The sequence below is a fragment of the Lysinibacillus sp. NPDC096212 genome (assembly GCF_044763105.1).
Lineage (GTDB): Bacteria > Bacillota > Bacilli > Bacillales_A > Planococcaceae > Lysinibacillus.
Genome location: NZ_JBIWFQ010000008.1, coordinates 156192 through 179718 on the forward strand (window position 1 = coordinate 156192; position 23527 = coordinate 179718).

22 protein-coding genes and 8 tRNA genes are annotated in these 23527 nt (G+C 37.9%); 28 read left to right on the plus strand and 2 right to left on the minus strand.

The window, feature by feature from the left end; translation table 11 throughout:
* Positions 1 to 23: 23 nt before the first annotated feature.
* Entirely contained in the window at positions 24 to 1211 is a 1188-nt protein-coding gene (locus ACIQ7T_RS10670; RefSeq protein ID WP_370079957.1) for an FtsW/RodA/SpoVE family cell cycle protein, read from the minus strand.
* Positions 1212 to 1595: 384 nt separating this feature from the next.
* Between ACIQ7T_RS10670 and ACIQ7T_RS10675 the strand changes: the two genes are divergently transcribed.
* The 8 genes from ACIQ7T_RS10675 (at position 1596) to ACIQ7T_RS10710 (ending at position 11009) form a co-directional block, all read left to right on the plus strand.
* Positions 1596 to 2351, plus strand: coding sequence for a hypothetical protein (locus ACIQ7T_RS10675; RefSeq protein ID WP_370079955.1), 756 nt, complete (start codon positions 1596 to 1598; stop codon positions 2349 to 2351).
* Between the two features lie 630 nt (positions 2352 to 2981).
* On the plus strand, positions 2982 to 4061 hold the full coding sequence (locus tag ACIQ7T_RS10680; protein WP_370079953.1) for a D-alanine--D-alanine ligase: 1080 nt from the start codon (positions 2982 to 2984) through the stop codon (positions 4059 to 4061).
* An 11-nt stretch (positions 4062 to 4072) separates the two neighbouring features.
* Complete coding sequence (locus ACIQ7T_RS10685; protein ID WP_402870220.1) at positions 4073 to 5440, plus strand: UDP-N-acetylmuramoyl-tripeptide--D-alanyl-D-alanine ligase; 1368 nt, start codon at positions 4073 to 4075, stop codon at positions 5438 to 5440.
* A gap of 85 nt (positions 5441 to 5525) precedes the next feature.
* A complete protein-coding gene (locus ACIQ7T_RS10690) occupies positions 5526 to 6218 on the plus strand; it encodes an alpha/beta hydrolase (protein ID WP_370079949.1) in 693 nt (230 codons plus the stop codon).
* A 351-nt stretch (positions 6219 to 6569) separates the two neighbouring features.
* Entirely contained in the window at positions 6570 to 8129 is a 1560-nt protein-coding gene (gene cshA / locus ACIQ7T_RS10695; RefSeq protein ID WP_370079947.1) for a degradosome RNA helicase CshA, read from the plus strand.
* 252 nt (positions 8130 to 8381) lie between these two features.
* Positions 8382 to 8861 (plus strand): PH domain-containing protein, encoded by a 480-nt coding sequence (locus ACIQ7T_RS10700; protein WP_370079946.1) that lies wholly within the window; start codon positions 8382 to 8384, stop codon positions 8859 to 8861.
* On the plus strand, positions 8854 to 10320 hold the full coding sequence (locus ACIQ7T_RS10705) for a PH domain-containing protein (RefSeq protein WP_402870224.1): 1467 nt from the start codon (positions 8854 to 8856) through the stop codon (positions 10318 to 10320). The genes ACIQ7T_RS10700 and ACIQ7T_RS10705 overlap by 8 nt, the downstream gene beginning before the upstream one ends.
* 113 nt (positions 10321 to 10433) lie before the next feature.
* Positions 10434 to 11009, plus strand: a complete 576-nt coding sequence (locus ACIQ7T_RS10710) for a GNAT family N-acetyltransferase (RefSeq protein ID WP_370079942.1) — start codon at positions 10434 to 10436, stop codon at positions 11007 to 11009.
* A 91-nt stretch (positions 11010 to 11100) separates the two neighbouring features.
* On the opposite strand, the gene ACIQ7T_RS10715 is transcribed toward ACIQ7T_RS10710, so the two are convergent.
* Positions 11101 to 11721: a rhomboid family intramembrane serine protease gene (locus ACIQ7T_RS10715; RefSeq protein ID WP_337988590.1), complete on the minus strand. Its 621-nt coding sequence runs from the start codon at positions 11719 to 11721 to the stop codon at positions 11101 to 11103.
* A gap of 64 nt (positions 11722 to 11785) precedes the next feature.
* On the opposite strand from ACIQ7T_RS10715, the gene acpS reads away from it, so the two are divergent.
* The 20 genes from acpS to ACIQ7T_RS10815 all read left to right on the plus strand — a co-directional run bounded on the left by acpS (position 11786) and on the right by ACIQ7T_RS10815 (position 23295).
* Positions 11786 to 12139 (plus strand): holo-ACP synthase, encoded by a 354-nt coding sequence (gene acpS, locus ACIQ7T_RS10720; protein WP_370079939.1) that lies wholly within the window; start codon positions 11786 to 11788, stop codon positions 12137 to 12139.
* 479 nt (positions 12140 to 12618) lie between these two features.
* The gene (locus ACIQ7T_RS10725) at positions 12619 to 13728 is read left to right on the plus strand and encodes a LolA family protein (RefSeq protein ID WP_370079937.1); all 1110 of its coding nucleotides are present in this window, start codon (positions 12619 to 12621) and stop codon (positions 13726 to 13728) included.
* Between the two features lie 219 nt (positions 13729 to 13947).
* Complete coding sequence (gene alr, locus ACIQ7T_RS10730) at positions 13948 to 15069, plus strand: alanine racemase (protein WP_402870228.1); 1122 nt, start codon at positions 13948 to 13950, stop codon at positions 15067 to 15069.
* Between the two features lie 334 nt (positions 15070 to 15403).
* Positions 15404 to 15667, plus strand: coding sequence for a hypothetical protein (locus ACIQ7T_RS10735; RefSeq protein ID WP_049663444.1), 264 nt, complete (start codon positions 15404 to 15406; stop codon positions 15665 to 15667).
* A 4-nt stretch (positions 15668 to 15671) separates the two neighbouring features.
* The gene (locus tag ACIQ7T_RS10740) at positions 15672 to 16022 is read left to right on the plus strand and encodes a type II toxin-antitoxin system PemK/MazF family toxin (protein WP_370079933.1); all 351 of its coding nucleotides are present in this window, start codon (positions 15672 to 15674) and stop codon (positions 16020 to 16022) included.
* A gap of 436 nt (positions 16023 to 16458) precedes the next feature.
* Positions 16459 to 16860 carry an anti-sigma regulatory factor gene (locus ACIQ7T_RS10745; protein ID WP_370079931.1) on the plus strand — a complete coding sequence of 134 codons (402 nt, stop codon included), beginning with the start codon at positions 16459 to 16461 and terminating at the stop codon, positions 16858 to 16860.
* A gap of 12 nt (positions 16861 to 16872) precedes the next feature.
* Positions 16873 to 17868, plus strand: a complete 996-nt coding sequence (locus ACIQ7T_RS10750) for a PP2C family protein-serine/threonine phosphatase (protein WP_370079929.1) — start codon at positions 16873 to 16875, stop codon at positions 17866 to 17868.
* A 65-nt stretch (positions 17869 to 17933) separates the two neighbouring features.
* A complete protein-coding gene (locus tag ACIQ7T_RS10755; protein ID WP_370079927.1) occupies positions 17934 to 18269 on the plus strand; it encodes an anti-sigma factor antagonist in 336 nt (111 codons plus the stop codon).
* Positions 18266 to 18736, plus strand: a complete 471-nt coding sequence (gene rsbW, locus ACIQ7T_RS10760; RefSeq protein WP_370079925.1) for an anti-sigma B factor RsbW — start codon at positions 18266 to 18268, stop codon at positions 18734 to 18736. The genes ACIQ7T_RS10755 and rsbW overlap by 4 nt, the downstream gene beginning before the upstream one ends.
* Complete coding sequence (sigB, locus tag ACIQ7T_RS10765) at positions 18714 to 19499, plus strand: RNA polymerase sigma factor SigB (RefSeq protein WP_370079923.1); 786 nt, start codon at positions 18714 to 18716, stop codon at positions 19497 to 19499. Before rsbW ends, sigB begins: the two co-directional genes overlap by 23 nt.
* A 147-nt stretch (positions 19500 to 19646) precedes the next feature.
* Positions 19647 to 21821 carry a Tex family protein gene (locus ACIQ7T_RS10770; protein ID WP_370079921.1) on the plus strand — a complete coding sequence of 725 codons (2175 nt, stop codon included), beginning with the start codon at positions 19647 to 19649 and terminating at the stop codon, positions 21819 to 21821.
* Positions 21822 to 21969: 148 nt separating this feature from the next.
* The gene (locus ACIQ7T_RS10775) at positions 21970 to 22431 is read left to right on the plus strand and encodes a SprT family protein (protein ID WP_370079919.1); all 462 of its coding nucleotides are present in this window, start codon (positions 21970 to 21972) and stop codon (positions 22429 to 22431) included.
* An 80-nt stretch (positions 22432 to 22511) separates the two neighbouring features.
* Positions 22512 to 22588 (plus strand) — tRNA-Asn (locus ACIQ7T_RS10780).
* A 1-nt stretch (position 22589) separates the two neighbouring features.
* Positions 22590 to 22661: transfer RNA gene (locus ACIQ7T_RS10785), tRNA-Glu, on the plus strand.
* A 36-nt stretch (positions 22662 to 22697) separates the two neighbouring features.
* A tRNA-Asp gene (locus ACIQ7T_RS10790) sits at positions 22698 to 22773 on the plus strand.
* Between the two features lie 5 nt (positions 22774 to 22778).
* Positions 22779 to 22853: transfer RNA gene (locus ACIQ7T_RS10795), tRNA-Gln, on the plus strand.
* Positions 22854 to 22868: 15 nt separating this feature from the next.
* Positions 22869 to 22941, plus strand: a tRNA-Lys gene (locus ACIQ7T_RS10800).
* Positions 22942 to 23008: 67 nt separating this feature from the next.
* Positions 23009 to 23094: transfer RNA gene (locus ACIQ7T_RS10805), tRNA-Leu, on the plus strand.
* Positions 23095 to 23120: 26 nt separating this feature from the next.
* Positions 23121 to 23197: transfer RNA gene (locus ACIQ7T_RS10810), tRNA-Arg, on the plus strand.
* 24 nt (positions 23198 to 23221) lie between these two features.
* Positions 23222 to 23295: transfer RNA gene (locus ACIQ7T_RS10815), tRNA-Gly, on the plus strand.
* Positions 23296 to 23527 lie beyond the last annotated feature (232 nt).

Consider the following 23527-nt stretch of genomic DNA (forward strand, 5'->3'; position numbering starts at 1 on the left):
CTACCCATTTTTTATGTCCATAATTAATCATCATCATCATGAGTGGTAAACATGTAAGTACGGTAGTGGAAACGCATACTGAAAACAAGACCGAGGGCTAGAGCGTTCCCCATCAATGAACTTCCTCCATAACTTATAAACGGTAGGGGAATACCGGTAATAGGTAATAACTGAATAGTCATACCGATATTTTCAAATACGTGGAATGTAATCATTGCAATAATACCAGCACATACATATGTTGAGTATGGATCTTTCAATAATAGTGTAGTTTTTGTTAAATGATAGATTAATAAAAAGAAAATACAAATAACGATACTAGCACCAATAAAACCCCATTCTTCTCCGATAACTGTAAAAATAAAATCGGTATGATTTTCGGCAACGTAAACTTCACGACTACGGAAACCTTTACCGAAAATTTCACCTGAACCAATGGCGTTTAGGGAAGTAATTAAATGGTATCCATCACTAGAAGAATATGAATATGGATCTAACCAAGAATAGATTCGAGCAAATTGATATGGTTTAAAGCCGAATGTTTTCTCTAAAAAACCCTGCATATAGAGTGCCATCCATACAAGAGAACCACCTACTATAGCGCCACCTAGAAAAGTTGGTAAAATAATTTTCCACGATATACCTGCTACAATGACAACGGCAGCTGTAATGGCAAAGAATACCAATGCTGAACCGAGGTCAGGTTGCTGCATAATAAGAGCTAAAGGTAGTAACAGTGTAACACCGATTTTACCTAACAATATAAAGTCTGTTTTTAATGATCTAAAAGAATAGACTTCGTTGTGCTTACTAATAAGTCGAGCAAGTGCTAAAATGTAAAAGGTTTTCATAAACTCAGAAGGTTGAATATTTCCAAGAGGTGTATGATACCAGCTTTTTGCACCATTAATTTTTGCACCGATTTGTCCTGTTCCTTCTGGCATGAAGATAAGTAGTACTAATAATACGATGCCTGCCCCGTACATATACCAAGACATTTTTTTATATTGGTCAGGTTCAAAAAACATAACTATTCCAATAATTACTGAGCAAATGACGTACCATCGCAATTGTAAAGGAACATAGTTAACACCATACTGACCTGATGTTTGAGCCGACGCAATGGCTAACAAACTTATGACTAGGAAGGTTAAAAGTATAAAAGCGAGCGTCCAGTCAAAACGATTCGCGAAATTTCGTTTATTTTCCATACAAGCCACCTATATTAAAATAGTATCTCTTAATGAGTAAATTTGATTTAAATTAATTCCAATTCAATATACTACCAAATATATTTAAAAAGTGCATCCTCAAGAGGCAAATATCAAACCGAAGTGAGCGTGTGAACAAGGGGGCTCAATACTTGCTTTTGATTTAGAATCCTCTCAGATATTTGTAAGAAATGAATAGAATTATATTCTTTCTAAATGTGCTCATTCCGAGTAGTTAAAAAACATATATGCAATAGCATCTTTAACATTCATATTATAACGTAAAAAACACTTTTACGCCTGTGAATATTGTTATGACGATTATTAGCATTAAATGTTTCAAAAATTCCTGTTTAGTTTTATAATGTAGTGAAGAATGGGGTGATGGTTGTGGGTAAAAAATTGAAGTCAGCTGAAGATTTTATGTTTCATATTTATGTTCATATGAATGAGGTCGATAAATTTGTTGTTTTTAGCGGGCTTAAATTCTCGCAATTTGTGGCTGCACTTGAACCACTTCATCACTTACTGTTATTGAAACATTCCTATGAAGATGGTTCCTTTAATATGCATACACAGTTGGATTATATACCAGAAGAGGAAGTACCTCAGTTTGTAAAAAAATCTACCGAATCCAAAGAATTGTGTTGGATAGACTTTATGGATGAGAAGAGGCTAGACCAACTAACACCGATGGAACAAGGGGAATTACTTTACATAAGTCATAAAAAGGAACCGATTACTTCGCCATTTTTTAATAAATTACAAAATCGATTTGTCTACTATTCTTCAGATTTAGAGAAAATGACTAAAATTTATTTTCGCCATTTAAGCGATTCAGATTTACTCATAGCTAATGTTTTGAACAGTTTGATTCGTGAAAAGGAACGTAGCACTGGTTTTTGGCGAAGGAAGGCGAAATCGAGTATTCCTGCTATTTCACCGGAATTTTTGCGTGCCTATCGTTCATTTGCTAAAGATGGGGCACTGTTATCATTGTATCGAATTGAAAAGCCTAAAGTAGCTTACGGTCTCGAAATTCGCAATCTGTCAGAGTATTCCTTCCCTGATGAGGTGTGGGATGATTTAAAAAATACAATTTTGAAAAATGAGCACGATGAATTGATTTATATTATTTAACTTCTTTCAGCGGGTATCCAAACACCCGCTGAAATAGAGGAACTCAGTCTAAGAACGCCACATCCTGTGGCAACGACTGAGTGACCAACATCGGTGCTGCTGACGCTACGTTAGCACTACGCTTTCGCGCAAAAAACATCTGTTGGCCTAAAGCCTCCGGCGGATGTCACGGAATCAGAAGGGAGTTCAATAAAGGATGTTAGCCTAAAATCATCGCATCCATGCGATAACGGCTAACTGACCTGCATCGGTAAAAACGCCACGTCCTGTGGCATTACCGAAATGACCGACATCGTGTCGGCCCTCGTGCAGGCCTAAGCACGAAGCTGATTCCTGACGCAATTATGCCTAGGCATAATTGATCTATTCATTTGTACGTAGAATGAATATACACTAAATCTCACCGTCAAAATTACGGTGAGATTTTTATCGTCATTCAGTAATTGTTTTAATGTTTGTAACGAAAGTAAAGAGTTAGCTACAAATGCTTTATGTAGCGAAAGCAAAGCGACAGCTACAAATGTTTTATGCAGCGACAGCTACAATTACGGCAAGTCGAAATTGATGTCATTTGTCAAGACGTTTCATGATAAACTAATAGTACTCAAGAAGTATGCGGAGGGCACAAAAATGAAAAAAAGAATCGGTTTATTATACGGTGGAAAGTCAGCGGAGCATGAGGTGTCATTATCGACAGCACGTGCAGTCACTGGAGCTTTGAATTTCGAGGAGTATGAAGTATATCCGATTTTCATTACCCTTGAAGGAGAATGGCGCCGCGGTGAGCGTCTAAAAAAACCTGCAAGTACAATTGAAGAATTACAATTTGGTGATGATAACACTATATTAGAAAATAATATTACAAATTTTTTAATGGATAAAGATGGTAAAACTGTACAATTCGATGTAATTTTCCCATTACTTCACGGTACTAATGGTGAAGATGGAACTGTTCAAGGTTTACTTGAGGTTCTAAATTTGCCGTATGTAGGAAACGGTGTGTTAGCATCAGCGACAGGCATGGATAAAGTAATCATGAAGCAATTATTTGAAATTGCCGGCTTACCACAAGTACCGTATACGTACTTCATTCGTAGCGAATGGGCTAATGAACAGGAGGCTATCCTTGCTCGTTGTGAAGAAAAGTTGGCTTGGCCGATGTTTGTGAAACCTGCAAACTTGGGATCAAGTGTCGGAATTAACAGGGCAACAAACCGCGATGAATTAGTGAAGGCTATCGAAATAGCTTTACAGTATGATCGTAAAATTGTAATTGAGCAAGGTATTGTTGCTCGTGAAATTGAACTAGCTGTGCTAGGAAATGACTTCCCGGAAGTTTCTGTACCTGGTGAAATCAAACCAGTAACTGAATTTTATGATTATGATTCTAAATATAAAGATGGCTCGACAGCCCTTATTATTCCAGCAGAGGTTCCTAAAGATACTGTATCAAGCTTACAGGAGCTTGCAAAGCGTGCGTTCAAAGCTATTGATGGAAGCGGTTTAGTTCGTGCGGACTTTTTTGTGACAGCCGATAACAGCATTTATATTAACGAAGTGAATACAATGCCAGGTTTTACACCTGTTAGCATGTATCCTCTTCTATGGCAACATACAAATGTAAGCTACCCAGAGCTGATTAATCGTCTGATTACACTAGCAATTGAGCGTTTTGAAGAAAAACAACAGCTTCACTATAAAAAAGACTGAGTGGGATTATTGTGAAAAAAACATTAAAGCAGTTAGCTACATGGTTAAATGAGGATGTACCAGCTTTTGGTGACTCGGTAGTATCAGGAATTTCCATTGATACACGTACAATTCAACAAGGGGACCTGTTTGTACCATTTCGTGGTGAGACGGCCAATGGTCATAAATTCGTTCAGCAGGCTATTGAAAAAGGAGCAGGTGCTTCTCTTTGGCAGAAAGATGAACCGAATCCACCTCAAGGTGTACCATTACTCTTTGTAGATGATCCAGAAGTGGCGCTTCAGCAAATGGCTCGTGCCTATCGTAGTGAGCATAAAGCGAAATTTATTGGCATTACTGGTTCAAACGGTAAAACATCAACAAAAGATATTTTAGCGGGAACGCTAACACCATTTTTTAAAGTACAAAAGACCATTGGGAATTTTAATAATGAACTAGGTTTACCTATTACGGTTTTACAGCTAGATGAAGATACGGACGTTGCTGTGCTTGAAATGGGTATGAGTGGTTTTGGTGAAATAGAATTTTTAACGAAACTTGCTCGTCCACATATGACGGTGATTACAAACATTGGCGAGGCTCATATGCAAGATTTAGGCTCACGTGCCGGAATCGCTAAAGCAAAGTTTGAAATAATTCAAGGAATGCAACCGGATGGCGTGCTATTTTATGATGGAGATGAACTGCTGCTTCAGGAGCTAGTTGCAAAAGAGCAGCAGTTAAATGCAGTGGCATTTGGCTTAGAGCATGACAATCTATTGTATGCAGACAATATTGAAGCAACTTCTGATGGTAGTGGCTTCTCTACACATGGTGTGATTGAAGGAGATTTCTTTATTTCCGTTCTCGGGAAGCACCAGGTGAAAAATACATTAGTCGCTATGTTAATTTCTCAAAAGTTAGGTTTAAACGATGACCAAATTCGTGCATCCTTAAAACAAGTAGCTCTAACGGATATGCGCATGCAACAAGTGAATGGATCAAACGGGGCATTGTTTATTAATGATGCATACAATGCTGCACCAACCTCTATGAAGGCGGCTATTCAATTTGTAGCATCGACAACGATCCGCCCAGAAAAATGGCTTGTGTTAGGTGATATGCTTGAACTTGGCCCAAATGAAAAACATTTCCATGAAGATTTATCGAAGGATATTCATGCAGAAGAAATTGCTTATGTATGTTTATTTGGCCCAAGAATGGCTTATTTAAATGAAGTCTTAAAAGAGCGTTTTGATGAGGAACATTTGCTATATGTTGAGGATGATTATACGCCAATTATCGAAAAACTACAGCAAGCTAACGAGGAGGCTATCGTTTTACTAAAAGGCTCTCGCGGTATGAAATTAGAAACAATCTTACGTGCATTCACGTCATAAAATGAAACAAGGAATCGGTGGGATACTCTTTCACCGATTCTTTAAATTCTTGATTTAAATGAGTTACAATTTAGAGGTGAAAAAAATGTCAGTAGGTGTGTTATGTATACATGGATTTTCAGGCGGGCCTTATGAAGTAGAACCTTTTACTACCTATTTACGTACGCATATAAATTGGCTGATTGAAGAACCTACTTTGTCAGGACATGGGGAGGAATTGCAAATGCGTGGTTTCACTGCCAAGCATTGGCTAATGGATGCCGAGCTCGCTTTTCGTGCTCTTGCTAAAAAAGTAGACGAAGTAATAGTAGTTGGGTTTTCAATGGGTGGCATTATAGCGCTCTATTTAGCTAAACGTTATAAAGTGAAAAAGCTTGTATTACTAAGCGCAGCTGCCAAGTATGTGAGTCCGAAGCAACTAGTCAAAGATTTTAAAATGCTTGCCACTGAGGCGTATCATCGTAATCTGTCTAGTAATGAATTGTTTTTACGGTACCGGCATAAATTTAATCATGTGCCACTATCGTCAACGATAGAATTCATGAAGCTTGTTCGAATGGTGGAGCCGTATTATAAAGATATTAAAATTCCGGTGTATATTGTACAAGGGAAATTAGACGGAATAGTACCATATCACACGGCTCAATTTTTATATGATCAAGTAACCTCAAACGATAAAACTTTGTATTTTTCTGATAAAGGGAAGCATCATATATGTTATGATGAAGATTGTTCTGAATGGTTTTCTTACGTTTTGTCGTTTTTAATGAGTGCGTAAAGTAGTCAGATTATTACGACTCATGCGTTATCGTTGCATACGTTTTAATCCCATGTTAGACTAGTGTAAGCAATGGATACATTTTGTGCGAAGACTCTTCATATTTGATTGAAGAGTACTTTTTTTTGAACACAACGGTTTTATTCTAAAGTGAATAATTACGACAGAATCAAACCGCTCGGTAAAGACCGGGCTTTCCTTTTCATATAAGAGAGCTCTATGTGACCATCATATAGAGAAAAATTTTAAGTAACGGAAACGTTCCAAAACACAGGCTCGAATTTGCCGACAACTTCATCTGAAAATGTAACCATTTGTCAACTTAAAAGCAGAAAAAGGAGATTGAGAAGTTTGACAAATTTTTCAGAATTAAATATTAGCGAATCTACATTACGCTCAGTAAAGCGTATGGGATTTGAAGAAGCAACACCAATCCAAGAAGGTACTATTCGTTTTGCAATTGAAGGCCGTGATGTATTAGGTCAAGCGCAAACAGGTACAGGTAAAACTGCCGCTTTCGGGATTCCACTTATCGAAAAAATTGACCCGAAAAACCCTAATATCCAAGCATTAGTAATTGCTCCAACTCGTGAATTAGCGATTCAAGTTTCAGAAGAGCTATATAAAATTGGTTATGATAAACGTGTAAAATTGTTATCAGTTTACGGTGGTCAAGAAATCGGCCGTCAAATCCGTGCACTGAAAAATAAACCTCAAATTATCGTAGGTACACCTGGTCGTATTATTGACCATATTAATCGTCGTACTTTAAAACTAGAAGATGTTCAAACATTGGTACTTGATGAAGCTGATGAAATGTTAAATATGGGCTTTATCGATGATATTAATTCAATCTTAGAAAATGTGCCTTCTGAACGTCAAACATTATTGTTCTCAGCAACAATGCCACCAGCAATCCGTAAAATTGCTGAAACATTTATGCGTGATCCAGAAATCGTAAAAATTAAAGCGAAAGAACTAACAGTTGATAACATCGATCAATATTTTGTGAAGTCTGCTGAGCGTGAAAAATTCGACATTTTATCTCGTTTATTAAACGTTCACCAACCAGAACTTGCGATCATCTTTGGACGTACAAAACGTCGCGTGGATGAGCTTGCACAAGCATTATCAATCCGTGGTTATCTTGCTGAAGGAATCCATGGTGACTTAAGCCAAGCAAAACGTATTTCTGTGTTACGTCAATTTAAAGAAAATAAAATTGATATTCTTGTGGCAACAGATGTAGCTGCTCGTGGTCTTGATATTTCTGGTGTAACACATGTTTATAACTTCGATATTCCTCAAGATCCGGAGTCTTATGTTCACCGTATTGGTCGTACAGGTCGTGCAGGTAAATCAGGTCTTGCAGTAACATTTGTAACACCACGCGAAATGGGTTACCTACGTATTGTAGAAGAGACAACGAAAAAACGTATGACACCACTTCGTCCACCAACAACTGACGAAGCTTTAGTTGGTCAACAACGCCTAGCTTTGGAAACACTAGAAGGTCTTATTGCGAACAACAACTTAGGTGATTATCGTACACTTGCGACAGAATTACTTGAAAACCATGATGCAATCGATGTTGTAGCTGCTGCACTTCGTTCATTAACAAAAGAGCCAGATGACTCGCCAGTAACAATTACTGAAGAACGACCATTACCAATGCGTCGTGAGCGTTCTAACAACCGTGGCGGTGGAGATCGTGGACGTGGCGGTAACCGTAGCTTTAACGGACGTCGAGAAGGCGGACGTGGCGGAGATCGTCGTGGAGGAAGTGGCGGAGATCGTCGTGGAGGAAGCGGCGGAGATCGTCGTGGAGGAAGCGGTGGAACTCGTCGAGAAGGCGGACGCCGTGAAGGTGGACAAGGTCGTTCACGCGCACCACGTCGTCACGAAGACTAATTTTATCTTCATGGAAATGATTAAACCTTACAGTCAAAATGGCTGTAAGGTTTTTTTTAACTTTTTTCAGCAGGTGTCCAAGCACCCGCTGAAATAGAGGAAATCGGTCTAAGAACACCACGTCCAGTGGCAATTCATCTGTGCGAAAGCGAAGCGTCAGCGGCAATTACGCCAAGGCGAAAATTGATATAATTTTGAAACAAAATGATTACTGATTACGTATACGTAGTTAAAGAAAGAGAGGGAACGACTTTGAGAACAGAACCAATGCATATGATTTCTAAGAAAGGGTTAACAGTGTGGCGTTTATATGGTGTATTGCAAACATTATTACTTTTGATTGTAGCGGCGTTTGCATGCTACGGCACATATTATTATGAATGGCCATCATATATTTATTTCATTGCCGTTGCTGTAGTCATACTTAGTGCTGTCCTATCCACTTATTTATTTCCAAAGATAAGATGGGAACGCTGGCGCTATGAGGTGCGTGACAATGAAATCGAGGTGCAACATGGTTTATTCGTTGTTAAACGTACACTTATTCCAATGGTGCGTGTACAGCATGTTGATACGACGCAAGGACCGATATTAAAAAAATATGGTTTAGGTAATATTTCAATATCTACAGCAGCAACTGTACATACAATTCCTGCACTTGTAATGGACGAGGCTGATAGGCTTCGTGCACGTATTTCGGAATTAGCAAGGGTGGCGGAAGATGATGTCTAAGGAAATTAATCGTTTACACCCGATATCGGCTGTTATCGCGAGTGCAAAAGCATTAAAAAGTATGATTTTTCCGTTAGTTGTTATTATCATAACTAATGGTTTTCACTTCTCCTTTAATTTCCATAGTGATAATTTTTGGCGGACGATTTTCTTATTCGGTATATGGGGAGTAGGGGCCTTACTTGCGCTTGTTAGTGGCATTGTTAAGTGGCGTACCTTTGTATATTGGTTTGAAGATGGAGAATTGCGTGTAAAGTATGGTTTATTCGTTAAAAAGAAACGTTATATCCCATTTGAACGTATTCAGAGCTTAAATTATAATGAGGGTATTTTTCATCGATTATTTGGCTTAGTAAAAGTTCAGGTTGAAACTGCGGGGAGTAAGGATAGAAAGCCTGAGGTAGAGTTAACGGCTATACGTAAGGTAGAGGCAGATGTCATAGAGCTAGAAATGCGTCGTGCAAAGAACCAAATAAATGAACAGATGAATGATGAACAGTCGCTAATAGAGGAAGTACCAGTTCCAACTATTTATCATATGTCGATACGTGATTTGCTTATATTGGCCATAACTTCAGGTGGAATTGGGTTTGTTCTGTCCGGGGTAGCAGCATTTATCCCTCAGATTTCAGAAATAATCCCATATGAGGAAATTTTTAACGAGCTAGCTGACTTTGCGAAAATTGGTGCATTTTTAGTTGTACTAACAGTGATATTCAGCCTAATTCTGGCATGGTTTGTGTCATTTGTTATTACACTGTTCAATTATTACCAATATACAGTCCGAATTGAAGATGAAAAGCTTATTATTACAAAAGGGCTAATTGAGAAAAAACGAATTACTTTACCGTTAAATAGAATTCAGGCGATTCGTATTGTAGAGAATCCAGTGCGCCAATTATTTGGCTTCGCCACAGTTGTCGTTGAGAGTGCTGGAGGAAATGGTGGAGAAGGAAATGATAAGAAAATTACTCTGTTCCCACTTATTCAGAAGCAGGATTGTTTGGGAACGCTAGAGCAACTTTTTCCAGATATAAATTGGCGTCCAGAATTTATTTATTCACCAGAACGAGCTCGTCCATTTTTTTACCGAATTGATTTTGTTTGGCTCATACCTATAATTGGTGCATGTAGTTACTTCTTATATCCGTATGGGTTGCTTTCGTTATTATTAATTCCATTAACAATAGTAATGGGTGTTTGGCAACATAAATCAGCTGGTTATATGATCGATGGAAAGCAACTAACTATGCAATATCGTGTGTTCAGTCGTACTACATTCTTTATGGAGAAAAAACGCATACAATCTATTGGGACTACTCAAACCTATTTTCAAAAAAGAAAGAAGGTTATGTCTGTAAAAGCAACGGTCATGTCAGGTATGACCGGTATGGCAGGGAATGTACGAAACTTAGAGCAGCAAGATGCTGAAACAATATTATCTTGGTATGAACATTGAAAGCAAGAGTTTGGCTAATCTTTACAATTAATAGGAGGATTAGCCTTTTTTATCTATAAATATGCAAATATACTGTTTATAATAGAATAAATCAAACAAAAGGGGTGGTAATTTTGTTTAAGTATGATATTAATAAGAACACGTATTTAAAATTATTGGATTTAAGTGACGTAGATGAATTATTCGCGTTGACGGATCGTTCGAGAGATACGTTGCGTGAATGGTTACCTTTTGTAGATGATGTGAAAACAGTAGAGGATACAGAGCGATTTGTAAGAGGTGCGATGCAACAATACGCAGATAATAATGGCCTACAAGCGGGGATCTATTATGAGGGGAAGCTTGCTGGAGTGATTGGCTATCATCAAGTGAATTGGCAACATAAATGGACAAGTATTGGATATTGGTTGGGGGACGAATTTGTTGGTAAGGGCTTAGTCACAAATTCTATGAAAGCATTTATTGATTATGCCTTTAGCTATTTAAAATTAAATCGCATTGAAGTGCGAGTAGCGGTAGGGAATATTCGAAGTCGTACAATTCCAAAAGTGTTAGGGTTTCATGAAGAGGGACGTTTAAGAGATGCTGAGTGGCTTTATGATCATCATGTAGACCAAGTTGTCTATGGCTTAACAGCAGTTGAATGGAAAAAAATAAAGGCAGCGAAAGAGGATACGGTCGCACTTTGAAATTGACGAATTGTATATCACTCTAGTATAAAAATAAGAGGAGCAATCCGTGATGATAGCTTATCACGGAGGATTGCTCCTCTTGTACTTATTACTTACCCGCCATCTTTTGTTTACGCCAGCTTAAAATTCTTTTTGGATGTAAGTAAACGAGTCCAAGAAGGAAACCTGTTACTAAGCCGCCTAAGTGAGCATAGACATTCACATTTGGCTGTAGGAAAGTCATGATAACACTGATCACAATGATGGGCAAAATAAGTTTACGAAGCATCGGCATTGTACGACGTGTATAGTAGACAAGCGCTCCGAAAGCACCGAATATTCCGAAAACAGCTCCGCTTGCACCAAGACTTTGATAGCTACTATCATAAAGTAAATAGGTTGCCATGTTACCTACAATACCAGACATTAAATAAATTGTAGTAAAACGTACCTTGCCAGCAATTCTTTCAAGCTCTGGTCCGAATAAATACAATGAAAACATATTAAAGAAAACGTGCGAAAAGCCAGCATGTAAAAACATTGCAGTAAAAACACGCCACCATTCACCAGATCGTATAAGGAAGTTCGATTGAAATCCGTAATTCAATACATTTTCTCCTACTCCAGGTAAAATAGTTAGTACATAAACAATTAAATTAACCGCTATTAATGTTGAAACAATCGGATAATACTTTGTATATTGCTTAAAATTTTCTGTTCTACTAAACATAACTCCACCTCAATTTACAATTATTATACATGGCTTTTTAGAAATAGGAAAAGGAGAAGTTCAAATGATTAAAGGAATTGGTCTTGACATTGTAGAAATTGACCGTATTGCTAAAGCAATAAGAAGAACAAATAAATTTAAAGATCGCATTTTAACTGAAAAGGAAAGAGTTTTGTTTGATGCACATTCAGAAACTCGTAAAATAGAATTTTTAGCTGGACGATTCGCTGCAAAAGAAGCATTTTCAAAAGCATTGGGAACTGGTATTGGTGAAGAATGTAAGCTTCATGATATTGAAGTTTTAAGAGGGGAAGCTGGAAATCCGGTTTTATATTTCAAAGGACAGCTTGCAAATGGATTTGTAAGTATAACACATTCTAAGCAATACGCTGCGGCACAAGTAATATTATTACAATAAATAATGATAAACAAAGCTTGCGCCATATAAAATATTAAAAAAGCTCATCACCAAAAGTTGTGGATGACATTTTTAAAACGTATACCATTTAGATAAAGTTAATTGGAGTGAAGACTGACGCCCCCAGCCGGAGCGGAAATCAACCCTACGTTATGGTGATAAGCTAATCAATTATGCCTTGGCATAATTGGGTCTGGAATCGGCTTTGCTTGCACAAAGAACTCCTTGCCGATTCCGTGACGTCCGCCGGAGGCTTTAGGCCAACACGAAGTTGGTCACTCAGTCGTTGCTACAGGACGTGGCGTTCTTAGACTGAGTTCCTCTATTTCAGCGGTTGTCCAAATATCCGCTGAAAGAAGTTAAAAGAAAAATAAATTTCTGAGTGAAGATAAATATATTGCCCTTGTTCAAATGACATAACTGACAAATACGGTTCATATATTGTCGTAGTGGATTTGAAAGAAGGAAAGGGTGAAAGCGTGGGCAACCGAATAGTTAAATGGCTCGTCTTATTTTGTACGATATTACTTTTATCGGCATGTGGTACAGACTCACAGGAAAAAGTGTTGAAGAAAGTTAATGGGAAATGGGCAGAAGCAAATGGTTATGAGTTGAATGCTACGATGGAGATTAAATCTGGTGGAGATCCCAAAAAATATGATGTAACAGTTTGGCATACGAAACCTGATTTTTATCGAGTAGAAGTAGTAGAAAGTGGGAAAGATGTTTCACAAATGATAGTGCGAAATGCAGATGGAGTTTTTGTTGTGACACCTACATTAAACAAAATGTATAAATTCCAAAGTGATTGGCCCAAGAAAAATAGTCAAGCTTATTTAATAGGTGCACTAGCAGAAGATTTAGCTCAAGATAAAAATTTAGTCATGAAAGAAGAGGACAAAGCATATATATTTGAAGCGGCTACTAGAAATAGCTATAAAAATAGTATGCCTCATCAGGTTATAACAGTTGATAAGAAAACAATGCTTCCTACTTCCGTAGTAATTATGAATGATGTAAAAGAAGAACAAATTCGTATCACATTTAAAAATATTAAATTAGGTGTTCAACACGCTGCTAAAGAGTATGCGGTTGAGCAATTTACAGAATCAGATGAAACAAAAGGTGAACAAGCTACACCATCAGAAAAAGATAAAAAAGATAACAAAGACAACAAAGACAGTAAGGAGAGCAACAATAACCCGAATGGAAATGAAGAGAAAAAGGCAGTAAGTGCAGAAGCCGAAAATAAAGAGTTCCAAACACACTACCCTGTTGTAAATTTAGAAAATACGAAGATGGTGGAAGAGAAAGTTATGCGAGAGGGTGGAATGGACCGTGTCATCTTAACATTCGACGGTGACAAGCCATTTACTGTCATGCAACAGCCAGTTTCGAAAGAGGCTGCTATGTTGCCAGTATCGTCTCCTGGTGATCCGGTAGATTTAGGCTTTACGATTGGTGCTATTACCGATACCTCTATTAGCTGGGAAAAGGACGGCGTTGAATTCTTTGTAGCCTCTAGTAAATTGACTCGTGAAGAAATGGTGCAAGTAGCCACTTCTATGACGATAGGTAGTATGAAATAATTTTTCTAGCTACAGCTTTCTATATGGAAAGCTGTAGCTCGTTAAGTAAATAAGTACAGTTTTGAAGAAAATTAACACTGTTTAGAAGTTGTTAAGTCATATATGATAAAAGTTATGTAGAAGATTAGTCTAAAATAGAACGAATTATGTAAAAATAGTATAAAAAAGGCAATTTATTCAATACATAATGTTTTAATAAAAAATAAAGAGGGTATTCTAATGGAGACACAGCAATATTTTAGACCAACTAAAGCAGTAGTAGACTTACAAGCAATTCAACAAAACGTAAAAAATTTGAAAATGCTACTTCGACCTAATGTTCAAATTATAGCTGTCGTAAAGGCAAATGCATACGGTCACGGAGATGTAGCCGTTGCAAAAGCAGCACTTGAGGCAGGTGCAACAATGCTTGCAGTGGCAACGCCAGATGAAGCATTACATATTCGAGCACATTTTGAAGAGCCAGACATACTAATATTAGGTGCCTCTCCAGTTTCATTTGCACTATATGCTGCCCAACAGCGCATTATTCTTACGGCATTTGCAAGTGAATGGGTACAGCAAGCGGCTCCGTTCATAGCTAATGAAGCAAGTCCTTTACGACTACATATTAAAGTAGATAGTGGAATGGGCAGAATTGGCGTTCGTTCAGAACAAGAATTATTGGATCTATATCAAACAATACAAAATACAGTGAATGTGGAGCTTGATGGGATATTTACACATTTTGCGACTGCGGATGAAGAGGATACTTCATACTTTGATAGACAAGTACAATTTTTTGAGAAATGTGTAACTGCATTGCCCGAAAAACCTAGACTTGTTCATGCATCAAACACGGCTACATCTTTAGTAAAAGATGCACATTTACAATTTGATGCTGTTAGATATGGTATATCGATGTATGGATTATCACCATCTTCTTATGTAGAAAGTATTTTACCATTTCCGTTACAGCCAGCGTTTTCGCTTGAGAGTGAGCTTGTTCATGTGAAACAGTTACAAGCAGGGGATTCAGTAGGCTATGGAGCTACTTTTGAGGCTCCTTCGGATATGTGGATAGGAACAATACCAGTAGGCTATGCTGATGGGGTGATTCGTAAATTAGGTGGACAAGAAGTACTAATTGATGGACAAAGAATGCCGATTGTTGGACGAATTTGTATGGACCAATGTATGGTTGCCTTGCCTAAAGCATATGCTATAGGTGAGAAGGTAACACTCATTGGTCCTCAAGGACATGATGCTATTTCAATGAATGAATGGGCAGCAAAGCTTGAAACCATTAATTATGAAGTACCATGCATTATTACAGCGAGAGTTCCTAGATTATACATTTAATCTGGACTTAACCTAAAAAGTTACTTAAGGATTTTGTTATAGGCGGTCTTAAATAGTTTTGACATTTAAATTTGGATAAATGAATACTATATCTAAACACTAAACAACTTGGTAAATAACAACTATAGAAGATTTACTAAGAAGCTGATTCATTCATATTTTGTAACGAATTGCAAGGTGAATATTCGGCAAATACCTTCGACAACCTACATATTTTTACAACTTGGACTTTAAATTGTCAGATATTTTGTCATTTCGTGTCTTTTCAACAATATCTTTCAATGGTAGAATGGGTAGTAATGAAAAGTGGATGGTTCCGTTGGAGGTGCTTGCTGTGTACGAGAAAAAGTTAAGAGAAGCTACAATTGCTGTTCAGGATAGACTGTTTCTACAAACAAAGGAAGTAATTGAGAGTGAATCTTTTGCGCGTATTTTGTCGCGCAAAGTTTTAATGCAGGAGCAACCAAATCAAATACGGGAAGCTATGATGAAAGGATATGTTGAAATGTCTCATATAAACCTGAGTATTGCAAGTGAATGCTTGCACGCAGAATATGAAGCACAACATACGGTGGAGCGTCTCGTTAGCGGGGGATGACACTTTGAATGTAAAACGTGGTGACGTTTTTTTTGCAGATTTATCGCCGGTAGTTGGGTCCGAGCAAGGGGGCACTAGGCCGGTGCTAATTATTCAAAATGATATTGGCAATCGATTTAGTCCGACTGTCATCATCGCAGCTATCACTGCACAGATTCAAAAAGCAAAATTACCGACGCACGTTGAAATTAATGCTGAAAAGTATGGTTTTGAACGTGATTCGGTTATTCTGCTCGAGCAAGTGCGGACGATTGATAAGTCAAGATTGACAGATCGTATTACGCAACTTGACAATGCGTTGATGGAGAAAGTTGATGGTGCATTGATGATTAGTTTAGGGCTTGTTAAATTTTGATATACATATGTGTATAGTGGCATCGAGATGAATTTTCATCTCGATGCTTTTTTATCTTTATTCAACAATATTTTCTGTGCGAAAGCGAAGCGACAGCAACAAAAGTTTTCTGTGGCGACAGCTACAATTCCGTCAAGGGGAAATTGATATTGTACTCTCAAATACTTTATTACCATAAATTGAAATCGTTATTCAAAAATGGTATTAATAGATTTAAGATATACTCAAGATCTATATTTTGAATAGATTTTTGAAAAAATATCGAGAGGTTTAAGAAAATAAAAATAGAATTTTATCATCGTTCAGCAACAAGATTGTCTGTGCGAAAGCGTAGTGTTAACGTAGCGACAGTTCAATTACGCCAAGGTAAAAGTTGATAAGATGATCTGAATTAAAGTGTAAGAGTATAACTCCGAAAGGAATTGGGGGGGCGACAGTGACAATTAAGTCTTCGGTTGAAATTATTACTGAGTGGGATATAGTAGCAGCAAGACAACTGGGGCGTGACGAAGCAAAGGCGCTTGGATTTGACACTGTTGATCAGGCACGAATCACCACAGCTATAAGTGAACTAGCCCGAAATATATATTTATATGCAAGGATAGGTGTCATTGAAATTGAAAAAGTTGAGACAGACACTGAGAAGAAGATAATTGTTATTGCAACTGATCAGGGTCCAGGAATAGAGGATGTTCGGAAAGTGATGGAGGATGGCTATTCCACTTCAGGAGGGCTCGGTGCAGGTTTACCAGGCGTTAATCGATTGATGGACAATATGGTTATTCAATCGATTGTAGGAGAAGGAACAACGATAAGAGCTGAAAAATGGCTGCGTTAGGATGTGGAATTTTTGGAACAATTAGAATCACAATATAAAAAGATTTTGTCAGATTATATGACCGATCAAACTGAAAAGAATTTGTATATTGCTCAAAATTTCATTCGCCAGTTAATCCAAAAGAATATATCTCCAGAGGATGTTGTAAGTGTCCATAAAAACGCAGTTGAGAAACTATTTCCATGTAGAATGAGTGAAGAACAGCTCGCATATGATTTTCTTATCGAAGTTATGGTGCATTATGGAATGGCTCATAGGGAGCACCAAAGTTTATTACAAAAACAAGCAGAGTATGAGATGGAAATGAAAATCGCTACAAACATTCAGAAAACATTACTTAAAACAGACGTACCACAACTTTCAAGTATTGATATAGGAATGATATCTATCCCAAACCGGAAGATGAATGGAGATTATGTACATTTTTTATATAATCGAGAGGATTATTTGAGTGTAGCTGTGACAGATGTGGTAGGTAAAGGTGTTCCCGCTGCATTATGTATGACTATGGTGAAATACGGTCTTGAAACGTTAGAATATGCATATAAAGAACCTTCGTATGTATTAGAGGTCATCAATCGAGTAATTGAAAAGAGTGTAGACGACAGTATGTTTGTTTCTATGTTTTACGGTTGCTTGGATATGCGAAAGAGTATTTTTTCTTATGCTTCTGCAGGTCACGAGCCGGCCCTCCATTATTGCGCTAAACATAATGAATTTTTTCCTTTGGAATCGACAGGATTATTACTGGGGGTGTTGCCAGAAACGAAATATTCGTACAACGAAATTGTTTTGGAAGAAAATGATATCGTAATAATGATGACGGATGGTGTTACGGAATTCAGAACGCATGATGAAATGAATTCACGAGAGGTCATTACATCACTAATATTGGAAAATAAATACTTATCAGCTCAACAATTATGTAATCTCCTGTATAAGCAAATTGAAGAAATGCAGGATTTTAAACTATCAGACGATTTTACAGTTGCGATTATAAAAAAATAGGGTTTTAACCTTTGTAATTACGGGAATAGAAAAGCAGTCAAACAAATATGGTGGAGGTGTGCTATATGGATATGGCGATACACTTTAAAGAATTAGATAATAAATTATACGGATTTATTGAGGGCGAAATAGATACTTATACTGCTTCACGTCTTAGGGAGGAGTTAGAGGCAGTGAAAATTATTGAAGGATTAGAAATAGTGCTTAATTTATCGAAAGTTAATTATATGGATAGTACAGGGTTAGGTATTTTTGTAGCCTTTTATAAAAGAACGTTACGTGAAAACGGGAAAGTTAAACTTGTAGGTTTGTCGAATAGATTACAAAGGTTGTTTGAAATTACTGGTTTAAGCGATTTAATGGATATTGAGACTGATAAAAAGGTGGAATTACGAAAATGAAGGAATTTGATTATATTGAGATAAGGGTTCCTGCAAAACCGCAATTTGTCAGTGTGATTCGATTGACGGTTTCTGGCTTAGCTAGTCGGGTTGGGTTTAATTATGATGATATTGAGGACTTAAAAATTGCCGCAAGTGAAGCGGTAACGAATGTTGTACATCATGCATATAAGGACGAAGAAGAAGGAGAAATCGTCATTGGTTGCGCTTTGTATGAAAATAAAATAGAAATGATGATTGCAGATTACGGCAATAGTTTCAATTTTGAGGAAATAAAGTCGAAAGTTGGACCGTACCATCCTGAAGAGGGTATTGCGGGTTTAAGAGAAGGTGGTTTAGGGCTTTATTTAATGGAAACTTTGATGGATGAGGTGATGATAAATAACGATGGTGGCGTTACTGTTTTCATGACAAAGTATGTTGCTAGAGAGCAGGTGGAAAAAAATGTCGAAAGAATCACCACATAAAACTTCGTCCAAGGAAGATATATTAAGATGGATTGCGTTGTACCAATCAACAGAGGATGATGAAGCACAAACAAATTTAGTGATGCATTATCGATATTTAGTTGAGTCCATTGCACGTAAATATTCGAATGGTAGATCTCATTATGATGATATTGTTCAAGTAGGTATGCTGGGGTTGCTAGGTGCAATTAGACGTTTTAATCCTAATGTTGGTCGGAGCTTTGAAGCATTTGCTGTACCAACGATTGTTGGGGAAATTAAGCGCTTTTTACGTGATAAAACTTGGGATGTTCATGTACCAAGGCGAATAAAAGAATTAGGACCGCGCATTAAAACAACAGTGGAAGCATTGACAATTGAGTTGCAGCGTTCTCCATCTATTAAGGAAATCGCAGATCAATTAGAAGTGGAAGAAGAAGAGGTTTTAGAGGCTATGGAGATGAGCCGTAGTTATCATGCTCTTTCTATGGATCATTCAGTAGAGTCAGATTCTGACGGCAGCACAGTAACACTATTTGATATTATGGGTAAAGAAGATGACGGCTTTGAAATGACTAATAAAAGAATGATTGTTTCTGACGCTATGAGTATTTTAGATGAGAGAGAAAGAGAAATAATTCAGCTTACATATTTAGAACAACTCACTCAAAATGAAGTTGGGGAACGATTAGGGATTTCTCAAATGCATGTATCAAGAATACAAAGGAAAGCAATAAAAAAGTTACAGGAATTTATCTTAGTAAGTGATAGAGTTTCGCTCTGAAATTTTTGGAGCGAGGGGGTTGTTCCAGACGTAATTATGCCAAGGTATAATTGATTGAATAGTTTACTCTTCTTTTAGAGTAGACTATTTTTTTGCAATTTTAGTAAAGTGTAATGGTAAAATAAAAAGAAAAAAGGTAGTGATAATGTGGAACAAAAGCAAATTTTACAGCTCATTGCAAAGGATGTAGCTATTAAGTCAGGTCAAGCTGATGCTGTTATTAAATTATTAGAAGAAGGAAACACCGTGCCATTCATTGCACGTTATCGAAAAGAAGCTACTGGATCCCTTGATGAGGTACAGATTAAAGCTGTAGAGGATCGTTATCACTACATACAGCAGCTTGAACAACGCAAAGAAGAGGTTATACGATTAATTCAGGAGCAAGATAAACTAACACCTGAATTAGAACAAGCTATTCAAGCAGCAACTGTTTTACAGCGTGTAGAGGATTTATATCGACCTTATAAACAAAAACGTCGAACAAAGGCGACTATAGCGAAAGAAAAAGGGTTAGAACCTCTTGCGGATCTTCTATTAGAGTATCGTAGTGATGCTTTAGAACAATTAGCAATGGCTTTCGTAGATGAGGAGAAAGTTGCTAATGTAGAGGATGCGTTAGCTGGGGCTCGAGATATTTTAGCAGAGCGCTTTGCTGATGAAGCGGCAATCCGTGAAAAAATTCGAACGTATTCCTGGAAAGATGGAGTACTCGTAACAAGTGTTAAGAACGCAGAGACAGACGACAAAAACGTTTTCGAAATGTATTACGAATATGAAGAGCCCGTAAATCGTATTGTTCCGCACCGTATTTTAGCTGTAAATCGTGGTGAGAAAGAGGAAATTTTAAAAGTAGCAATTCATGTACCAATAGATCGAGTATTGATGATTATGTGGAAGGAATGGATTCCTGCTACAGGTTCTTCACCAGCAATTGCCGAGGTGAAGCTAGCGATAGAGGATTCGTACAAGCGTTTAATTCAGCCTTCTATAGAACGAGAGTTACGAAATGAACTTACTGAAAAGGCAGAGATGCAGGCTATCCACATTTTCTCTGAGAATTTGCGTAATCTTTTATTACAGCCTCCAATGAAAGGGAAGTATGTATTGGGTGTTGATCCGGCGTACCGTACAGGCTGTAAGTTAGCTGTTGTAGATGCAACCGGGAAAATGCTAGAGGTTACAGCCATTTATCCACATCCGCCAAAGCCAGATGTAGCAAAATCGAAAGCGGTTGTGAAAGAGATTTTAGCAAAATACCCAATAACTATAATTGCTATTGGTAATGGTACTGCCTCACGCGAAACAGAACAGTTTATAGCAGATGTATTGAATGAGCTTGAAACTGATACGGCCTATGTTATTGTCAATGAAGCAGGGGCATCTGTTTATTCAGCGTCTGAAACTGCTCGTGCAGAGTTTCCTGATTTACAGGTAGAACAGCGTAGTGCGGTTTCTATTGCACGTCGTTTACAAGACCCGTTGTCGGAGTTAGTAAAAATTGAGCCCAAAGCAGTTGGAGTAGGTCAGTATCAGCATGATGTCTCTCAAAAGAAATTGACGGAGTCCTTAACATTTATAGTAGAGACAGCTGTTAACCAAGTTGGTGTTGATGTTAATACAGCCTCAGCTTCGCTACTGCAATACGTTTCTGGATTATCTAAAACGGTTGCGGAGAATATTGTGAAGGTACGAGAGGAAAATGGACAATTTACTACACGTACTCAGCTAAAGAAAATTCCGCGACTTGGTGCTAAAACGTATGAACAAGCAATTGGTTTCTTACGTGTTCCAGGAGCAAAAAACGCATTTGATGCTACGGGCATTCACCCCGAAAGTTATAGTGTAGCCGAACAGATTTTAGAGGTAGCGCAAATTGATAAAAAAGAGCTTGGGATGCAGAAGGCAGAGGAGGCCATTGCAAAACTAGATGTAGAAAAATTAAGTGAAGTTTTAGATATTGGAGTTGTCACAATCCAAGATATTGTGGATACATTAATGAAACCAAGTCGCGATCCACGTGATGCATTCCCTCAGCCTCTGCTGAAAACAGATGTTTTAAAAATGGAAGATTTACAAGTTGGGATGGAATTACAAGGTACAGTGAGAAACGTAGTTGATTTCGGAGCGTTTGTAGATATTGGCGTGAAGCAGGACGGACTTGTGCATATTTCAAAATTACAAAAAAGACGGATTAAACATCCATTAGAAGTTGTTGCTCTCGGTGACATTGTGACTGTTTGGGTAGAACAAATAGATGTCAAAAAAGGCCGCATTTCACTAACGATGCTACCTCCTAAAGATCAAACTATTGAAGCGTAATCAATTTCGCATTGGCGCAATTGTATTTGCTTTGCTGCCACTACGCTTTCGGTACAGATAAATTACTATCCGTTAATGCGGGATAAATCAATACCACACTGTCTATACTACGCAGTGTGGTATTCTTATTGTTAGAGGTGATATAGATATGAACAATGAGGAACTACAAAGTCTTGTTAGTCGAATATCATTAGAAAGTTTCCAGAAGCCATTCATGCATCGAGCATATTTTAATTCAAGGCTACGTTCAACAGGTGGACGTTATCTCTTGCAATCGCACAATATTGAAGTTAATCCAAAAGCTTATGAATTGTATGGTATTAGCGAAGTAGAAGGTATAGTTCGACACGAATTATGTCATTATCATTTACACTTGGAAGGCAAAGGGTATCAGCATCGAGACAAAGATTTTCGAGAGCTATTAGTCAAAGTGAACGCTCCTCGTTTTTGCTCAGTATTGCAAATCCCTAAAACATCTCAAAAAAAACAACGCCGACTTTATACATATACATGTGTAAAATGCCAACAATTATATGTAAGGAAAATTAGAATGAATGTGGGGAAATACTGTTGTAGCAAGTGTTTAGGACGTTTAAAACTAGTGGAATAAAAAAAGGGTTGACGTTCGTTATAGATGTCTCTATAATAGTAAAAGTCGACAAGATAACGACGGCAAAATATATGAATTATTCCGAAGTAGCTCAGTTGGTAGTAGCACCTGACTGTTAATCAGGTTGTCGCAGGTTCGAGTCCTGCCTTCGGAGCCATGGCCCCTTGGTCAAGTGGTTAAGACACCGCCCTTTCACGGCGGTAACACGGGTTCGAATCCCGTAGGGGTCATTTCATTAGTTTAATTCATAAAAATATAGTAACATTGGTCCCGTGGTGTAGCGGTTAACATGCCTGCCTGTCACGCAGGAGATCGCCGGTTCGATCCCGGTCGGGACCGCCACTTATTGGGGTATAGCCAAGCGGTAAGGCAACGGATTTTGATTCCGTCATGCCTAGGTTCGAATCCTAGTACCCCAGCCATTCATTTCTTAATATGAGCCATTAGCTCAGTTGGTAGAGCATCTGACTTTTAATCAGAGGGTCGAAGGTTCGAGTCCTTCATGGCTCATCTTTTTTAAGAAAAAAGGTTGACTTTTTGAATTATCATAGTATGATAAGAAAGTTCCTAATTGAATGCGGTCGTGGCGGAACGGCAGACGCGCTAGGTTGAGGGCCTAGTGGGGGCAACCCCGTGGAGGTTCAAGTCCTCTCGGCCGCACCAAGTCAATTTATGGATTTATATAATATGCGCCCGTAGCTCAATTGGATAGAGCGTCTGACTACGGATCAGAAGGTTATGGGTTCGACTCCTGTCGGGCGCGCCATTTTAAATAAATATAATTTACCGCGCGGGTGTAGTTTAATGGTAAAACCTCAGCCTTCCAAGCTGATGTCGTGAGTTCGATTCTCATCACCCGCTCCAAAAAACTTTAAATAACTTGTTGACATACGAACTTTTATGTTGTACGATATAAAAGCTGTCACTACAAGATAATGACATGAACCTTGAAAACTGAACAAGCAAAACGTAATCAATAAAGTTTTTAGTAGCTAGCCTTAAGTTGGTGAACGAAACAAAATTTTGGACATCAAACATGATGCCAGCAAAACAATTTGAGCTAATCAAATTTCTTTTTATGGAGAGTTTGATCCTG

What these genes read in the sequence shown, in the direction of transcription:
- ACIQ7T_RS10670 (WP_370079957.1), bottom strand. Translation starts at nt 1,211, where the DNA reads ATGGAAAATAAACGAAATTTCGCGAATCGTTTTGACTGGACGCTCGCT.
- ACIQ7T_RS10675 (WP_370079955.1), top strand. Translation starts at nt 1,596, where the DNA reads ATGGTTGTGGGTAAAAAATTGAAGTCAGCTGAAGATTTTATGTTTCAT.
- ACIQ7T_RS10680 (WP_370079953.1), top strand. Translation starts at nt 2,982, where the DNA reads ATGAAAAAAAGAATCGGTTTATTATACGGTGGAAAGTCAGCGGAGCAT.
- ACIQ7T_RS10690 (WP_370079949.1), top strand. Translation starts at nt 5,526, where the DNA reads ATGTCAGTAGGTGTGTTATGTATACATGGATTTTCAGGCGGGCCTTAT.
- ACIQ7T_RS10705 (WP_402870224.1), top strand. Translation starts at nt 8,854, where the DNA reads ATGTCTAAGGAAATTAATCGTTTACACCCGATATCGGCTGTTATCGCG.
- ACIQ7T_RS10715 (WP_337988590.1), bottom strand. Translation starts at nt 11,721, where the DNA reads ATGTTTAGTAGAACAGAAAATTTTAAGCAATATACAAAGTATTATCCG.
- acpS (WP_370079939.1), top strand. Translation starts at nt 11,786, where the DNA reads ATGATTAAAGGAATTGGTCTTGACATTGTAGAAATTGACCGTATTGCT.
- alr (WP_402870228.1), top strand. Translation starts at nt 13,948, where the DNA reads ATGGAGACACAGCAATATTTTAGACCAACTAAAGCAGTAGTAGACTTA.
- ACIQ7T_RS10755 (WP_370079927.1), top strand. Translation starts at nt 17,934, where the DNA reads ATGGATATGGCGATACACTTTAAAGAATTAGATAATAAATTATACGGA.
- rsbW (WP_370079925.1), top strand. Translation starts at nt 18,266, where the DNA reads ATGAAGGAATTTGATTATATTGAGATAAGGGTTCCTGCAAAACCGCAA.
- sigB (WP_370079923.1), top strand. Translation starts at nt 18,714, where the DNA reads ATGTCGAAAGAATCACCACATAAAACTTCGTCCAAGGAAGATATATTA.
- ACIQ7T_RS10775 (WP_370079919.1), top strand. Translation starts at nt 21,970, where the DNA reads ATGAACAATGAGGAACTACAAAGTCTTGTTAGTCGAATATCATTAGAA.